The organism is uncultured Caulobacter sp., from assembly GCF_947036865.1.
Lineage (GTDB): Bacteria > Pseudomonadota > Alphaproteobacteria > Caulobacterales > Caulobacteraceae > Caulobacter.
In genome coordinates this window covers 43,086-49,220 of sequence record NZ_CAMQSF010000026.1, presented here as the reverse complement: position 1 = coordinate 49,220, position 6,135 = coordinate 43,086, and the positions used below count along the sequence as shown (strand labels likewise).

1 protein-coding gene and 1 pseudogene are annotated in these 6,135 nt (G+C 66.5%); one reads left to right on the top strand and one right to left on the bottom strand.

Annotated features, from left to right (window positions below; genetic code table 11):
• Nucleotides 1-395: pseudogene (locus Q0V34_RS14065) on the top strand (hypothetical protein); the annotation flags it as partial.
• Between the two features lie 1,384 nt (nt 396-1,779).
• On the opposite strand, the gene rpoC reads toward Q0V34_RS14065, so the two are convergent.
• Nucleotides 1,780-5,970: a DNA-directed RNA polymerase subunit beta' gene (rpoC, locus tag Q0V34_RS14060; protein ID WP_297512923.1), complete on the bottom strand. Its 4,191-nt coding sequence runs from the start codon at nt 5,968-5,970 to the stop codon at nt 1,780-1,782.
• Between the last annotated feature and the right edge of the window lie 165 nt (nt 5,971-6,135).

Here is a 6,135-nt window from a genome sequence, read left to right as displayed (position 1 = left end):
CCCTGCGCGCCACCACCGGCTGCCTCAGCGCCGACGTCGTGGGCCTGACCCGTCGCGAGCGCGAGACCTGCGACGAGCGGTTCGGCGCGGCCAAGGCCAAGGGCGACCCGCTCTCGGGCCTGGACCCGGCCAAGCGCCAGGCCCTCGACGCCGCGGCGGCGTCCCAGGAGGCCTATCGCCGGTACAAGGAGAGCTCGATGGGGCCGGGCGTCGACCATCGCAGCAAGGAGCACCCCGGCACGATGAAAGAGATTCCCTTCGTGCTGGGCGCGGAGCAGGACGGCCTGGGCCGGCCGCGCCAGGACGTGATCAACGGCAAGCGCCGCGACGAGGACAACGAAGCCCGGGCGCGGAAGTTCTTGGAGCTGCAGAAGAAGGCGGGCCAGGGGCGCTGAGCCGGGGGCCTCAGGTGCTCCGAGAGGTCGCGCGCGGCGATGAAACGTGATGCCCGGGATGGGTGGGGAGCGGGCACAAGGAAACCTCTCTCATGGAGAGAGGGAGGGGCCCGCGCCGCAGGCGTGGGAGGGTGAGAGGGTAGGCGAAGCCCGAGGATGCTTCTGGCGCTGCTTGGATCCATGTGCCGGCACGCCGGCTGACGGCGTAACCACTCACCCTCCCAAGCTTCGCTTGGGCCCCTCCCTCTCTCTAAGAGAGAGGGGCTTCCCGCGCTGTCCGACTTGGCTCGAAAGCCGACCTCCCAGGTCGGTGCGATCCTTAAATCTCTTGGAGGCCGCAGCGTGCAGGGCTCCTTCTCCGGGGGAGAAGGTCGCTCACGCACCCTCCCCCCGTTCTCCCCGGCGAACGCCGGGGCCCAGATTCATCCGGAGCGGCTGGGGCGGACGCGCCATGCCGCATCGCCAGCGCTCCGATGCTAGCGGGTTCGATCTGGGCCCCGGCGTTCGCCGGGGAGACGGATGTAGAGGCTGAACGAAGGCTGTTTTAGCGTTGAGTGTTGATGGCCCCTCGGGAGCACGTCCCCTCCCCCTCCGATGGGGGAGGGGCAGGGGTGGGGGTGATGCGGCGGCGGACGCCGCGCGGGGACTAGCCTCCGCAGGTCACCCCCATCCCCGACCCTTCCCCCATCCAGGGGGAAGGGAGACATCCACCACCTTAGGTAAGCGAGCGTTATCGATTGGCGAGCACAATGCCCTCCATCGGAGCACCCCGAGACGAAAACGATGAAACTCGGTAGGCGGATCATATTCGGAGGAAGCTTCGCCGCCGCCGCCACATCGCTCGGCGCGGGCCTGTTGTCCAGTTCGCCGCTCATAGTCTGGCTCGGTTGGACCCTCCCGGTCGTATTCTTGACGGCGTCGGCTATCTGGCTGGCCTTCGTGGTCCTCGCCGTCAAACGATACCGATGGCTCGGCGCATGGACGCTTTTGGGAGCGCCGTTCGCCCTCGTTTCGCCAGCGGTCTTCCTTCTGTTTGGATACATGTGCGACTGGGGGCACGGCCCGTGCATATGAGTGGGGGGCTTCCGGTGCGACGCCTTGAGAGGCTACGGGTTTCTCGCTCGACCTCCTAGGTCGAGGGGCGTCCTTAAATCTCTTGGAGGCTGCGCTCACGCCTCCTCCCCCGCTCTCCCCGGCGAATGCCGGTGCCCAGATTCATCCGGAGCGGCTGGGGATGACGCGAGATCGGGCCGAGCGCCTCGCGTAGGGCCCGTGGGTTCGATCTGGGCCCCGGCATTCGCCGGGGAAAACGGGTTTAGGGAGGAACGAAAAAGGCCCGGGGTCTCCCCCGGGCCTTTCCGTCGTCCATGAAAGCGAAGACCGCCTATTCGGCGTCCGCCAGCGCGATCTCGGCCGGCAGCGGCTCCATGGCGTCCTCGCGCTGCTGGGCCAGCTGCTCGTCGCGCTTGGCGGCGACGCGCTGCAGGCTGCGCAGGTAGGAGCCCGTGCCCGCCGGGATCAGGCGACCCACGATCACGTTCTCCTTCAGGCCTTCCAGGGTGTCGGTCTTGCCGTGCACCGAGGCTTCGGTCAGGACGCGCGTCGTTTCCTGGAACGACGCGGCCGAGATGAAGCTCTTGGTCTGCAAGCTCGCCTTGGTGATGCCCAGCAGCACCGGCTGGACGACCGCCGGACGGCCGCCGCGGGCGATGGCCTTTTCCTGCTCGCGGTCGAACTCGGGCTTGTCCAGGTGATCGCCCTTGATCAGGCCCGTGTCGCCCGGTTCGATGATCTCGACCTTCTGCAGCATCTGACGAACGATCGTCTCGATGTGCTTGTCGTTGATCGGCACGCCTTGCAGACGATAGACCTCCTGGATCTCGTCGACGAGGAAGTTCGCCAGGGCCTCGACGCCCAGGATGCGCAGGATGTCGTGCGGATCCGGGTTGCCGTCGATGATGTACTCGCCCTTGGTGATGTAGTCCCCGTCGTGGACGGCGATGTGCTTGCCCTTCGGGATCAGGAATTCGACGGGCTCGGGCTGGTTGCCGTCGGCGTCGACGTCCGGCGTGATCTTGATCCGGCGCTTGTTCTTGTAATCCTTGCCGAATTCGACGCGGCCGTCCATTTCCGCGATGACCGCGCAGTCCTTCGGACGGCGGGCTTCGAAGAGTTCGGCGACGCGCGGCAGACCACCGGTGATGTCCCGGGTCTTGGCGCCTTCGGTCGGGATACGCGCGATCACTTCACCCGGCTTCACCTCGTCGCCGTCGGCGACGGAGAGAATGGCGCCGGCCGACAGGAGGTAGCGAGCCTCGCCGCCGTTGCTGAGACGCTTGTACGAGCCGTCTTCCGACAGCACGCCCATGGCCGGACGCAGGTCCGAACCCCGGGCCGAGGCGCGCCAGTCGGCGACCACGCGCTGGGCGATGCCGGTGGCTTCGTCGACCTCCTCGCGGATCGACAGGCCGTCGACCAGGTCCTCGGCGCGGATCTTGCCGGCCACTTCGGTGATGATCGGGGTGGTGTAGGGGTCCCAATCGCCGAGGCGCTGGCCGCGCTTGACCGTATCGCCGTCCTTGACCTTCAGGCGCGCGCCGTACGGCGGCTTGTAGGTCTCGCGCTCCTTGCCGTCGACCAGCACGCTGACGGTGGTGTTGCGGCTCATGATGACCAGCGCGCCGTCGGCGCCCACGACCGTCGGGCCGATCACGCGGACCGTACCCTCGTTCGAGGCTTCGAAGAACGACTGCTCGGCCACCTGGGCGGTGCCGCCGATGTGGAAGGTCCGCATCGTCAGCTGGGTGCCGGGCTCGCCGATCGACTGGGCGGCGATGACGCCGACCGCTTCGCCGATGTTCACCGGCGTGCCGCGCGCCAGGTCGCGGCCGTAGCAGGCGCCGCAGACGCCGATCTTGGCCTCGCAGGTCAGGACCGAGCGGACCTTGACCGACTGGACGACCGCCGCCTCGATGGCGTCGGCGATGTTCTCGTCGATATAGGTGTCGGCCGGCACGACCAGCTCGCCGGTGCCCGGATCCTTGACGTCCTCGGCCGTGAAGCGGCCCAGCACGCGGGTGCCCAGCGAGACCAGCACGTCGCCGCCCTCGACCACGGCCCGCAGGGTGATGCCCTTGGTGGTGCCGCAGTCTTCCTCGACGATGATGCAGTCCTGCGCGACGTCGACCAGACGACGGGTCAGGTAACCCGAGTTGGCGGTCTTCAGCGCGGTGTCCGCGAGGCCCTTACGGGCGCCGTGGGTCGAGTTGAAGTACTCCTGAACGGTCAGGCCTTCCTTGAAGTTCGAGACGATCGGGGTCTCGATGATCTCGCCGGAGGGCTTGGCCATCAGGCCGCGCATGCCGCCCAGCTGCTTCATCTGGGCTTGCGAACCGCGGGCGCCGGAGTGGGCCATCATGTAGATGGCGTTGATTTCCTTCTCGCGGCCGTTCTCGTCCTTATGCTTCATCTGAAGCTCGGCCATCATCTCGTCGGCCACGCGGTCCGTCGCCTTGGCCCAGGCGTCGACGACCTTGTTGTACTTCTCGCCCTTGGTGATCAGGCCGTCGGCGTACTGTTGCTCGTACTCCTCGGCCAGCTTGCGGGTCTCCTCGACGATCGCGGTCTTGCGGGCCGGGATGACGATGTCGTCCTTGCCGAACGAGATGCCGGCCTTGGCGGCTTCCTTGAAGCCCAGGCCCATCACCTTGTCGGCGAAGATCACCGTCGCCTTCTGGCCGCAGTGGCGATAGACGATGTCGATCAGATTGCCGATTTCCTTCTTGGTCAGCGCCTTTTCGATCAGGCGGTGGCCGATCTGGGGGTGCTGCGGCAGAAGGGCGGCGATCTTCATGCGGCCCGGCGTGGTGTCGATCACCTTGCGGACCAGCTGACCGTCGGCGTTCATCTCGGTGTGACGCGCCTTGATCTTGGCGTGCAGCGACAGGACGCCGGCGTCCATCGCCGCTTCGATCTCGCCCAGATCGGCGAAGATCTTGCCCTCGCCCGGCTCGTTGTCGCGCGCCAGCGACAGGTAGTAGAGGCCGAGCACGATGTCCTGCGACGGCACGATGATCGGGCGGCCGTTGGCGGGCGACAGGATGTTGTTGGTCGACATCATCAGGACGCGCGCTTCCAGCTGAGCTTCCAGGCTCAGCGGGACGTGCACGGCCATCTGGTCGCCGTCGAAGTCGGCGTTGAACGCGGCGCAGACCAGCGGGTGCAGCTGGATGGCCTTGCCCTCGATCAGCTTCGGCTCGAACGCCTGGATGCCCAGACGGTGCAGGGTCGGGGCGCGGTTCAGCAGCACCGGGTGCTCGCGGATCACCTCCTCGAGGATGTCCCACACCTGCGGCTGCTCGCGCTCGACCATGCGCTTGGACTGCTTGACGGTGCCCGACAGGCCCTTGGCGTCCAGACGCGCGTAGATGAACGGCTTGAACAGCTCCAGCGCCATCTTCTTGGGCAGGCCGCACTCGTGCAGCTTCAGCTCGGGACCGACCACGATGACCGAACGGCCCGAATAGTCGACGCGCTTGCCCAGCAGGTTCTGACGGAAGCGGCCCTGCTTGCCCTTCAGCATGTCGGCCAGCGACTTCAGGGGCCGCTTGTTGGCGCCGGTGATCACGCGGCCGCGACGGCCGTTGTCGAACAGGGCGTCGACCGACTCCTGCAGCATCCGCTTTTCGTTGCGGATGATGATGTCGGGGGCGCGCAGCTCGATCAGGCGCTTGAGGCGGTTATTCCGGTTGATGACCCGGCGGTAGAGGTCGTTCAGGTCCGAGGTCGCGAAGCGGCCGCCGTCCAGCGGCACCAGCGGACGCAGTTCCGGCGGGATCACCGGCACCACGGTCATCACCATCCATTCCGGACGGTTGCCGCTCTCCTGGAAGGCTTCCAGGATCTTCAGGCGCTTGGAGAACTTCTTCTGCTTCATGTCCGACGGGTTGCCCGCCAGCTCCTCGCGCAGCTTCTCGGCCTCTTTCTCGAGGTCGATCGCCTTCAAGAGGTTCTGGATGGCTTCCGCGCCGATCTCGGCGGTGAAGCTGTCGTCGCCGTACTCTTCCTGGGCGCGCATGTAGTCGTCCTCGCTGAGCAGCTGGTGCTGCTTCAGCGGGGTCAGGCCCGGCTCGGTGACGATGTAGTATTCGAAGTACAGGACCCGCTCGATGTCCTTCAGCGGCATGTCCAGCATCATGGCGATGCGCGAGGGCAGCGACTTCAGGAACCAGATGTGGGCGACCGGCGAGGCCAGTTCGATGTGGCCCATGCGCTCGCGACGGACGCGGGCCAGGGTGACTTCGACACCGCACTTTTCGCAGATGATGCCCTTGTACTTCATGCGCTTGTACTTGCCGCACAGGCATTCGTAGTCCTTGGTCGGGCCAAAGATACGGGCGCAGAACAGGCCGTCACGCTCGGGCTTGAACGTGCGGTAGTTGATGGTCTCGGGCTTCTTGATCTCGCCGAACGACCACGAGCGGATCTTCTCGGGCGAGGCCAGCGAGATGCGGATCTGGTCGAAGGTCGGAGCGGCCTGGACCGGATTGAAGATGTTCAGGACTTCCTGGTTCATCTTGGTTCCTTCTGCGGGGGCGTCCCGCGAAAAATTTCGAGTAGTGATGACCTAGCTCCTCCCCCTCCGGGGGAGGTGTCCCGCAGGGACGGAGGGGGTAGCTCGGCGATGGCGGGGCTGCCCCCTCCACCACTTCGTGGTCCCCCTCCCCCTGCGGGGGAGGAT

What these genes read in the sequence shown, in the direction of transcription:
- rpoC (WP_297512923.1), bottom strand. Translation starts at nt 5,970, where the DNA reads ATGAACCAGGAAGTCCTGAACATCTTCAATCCGGTCCAGGCCGCTCCG.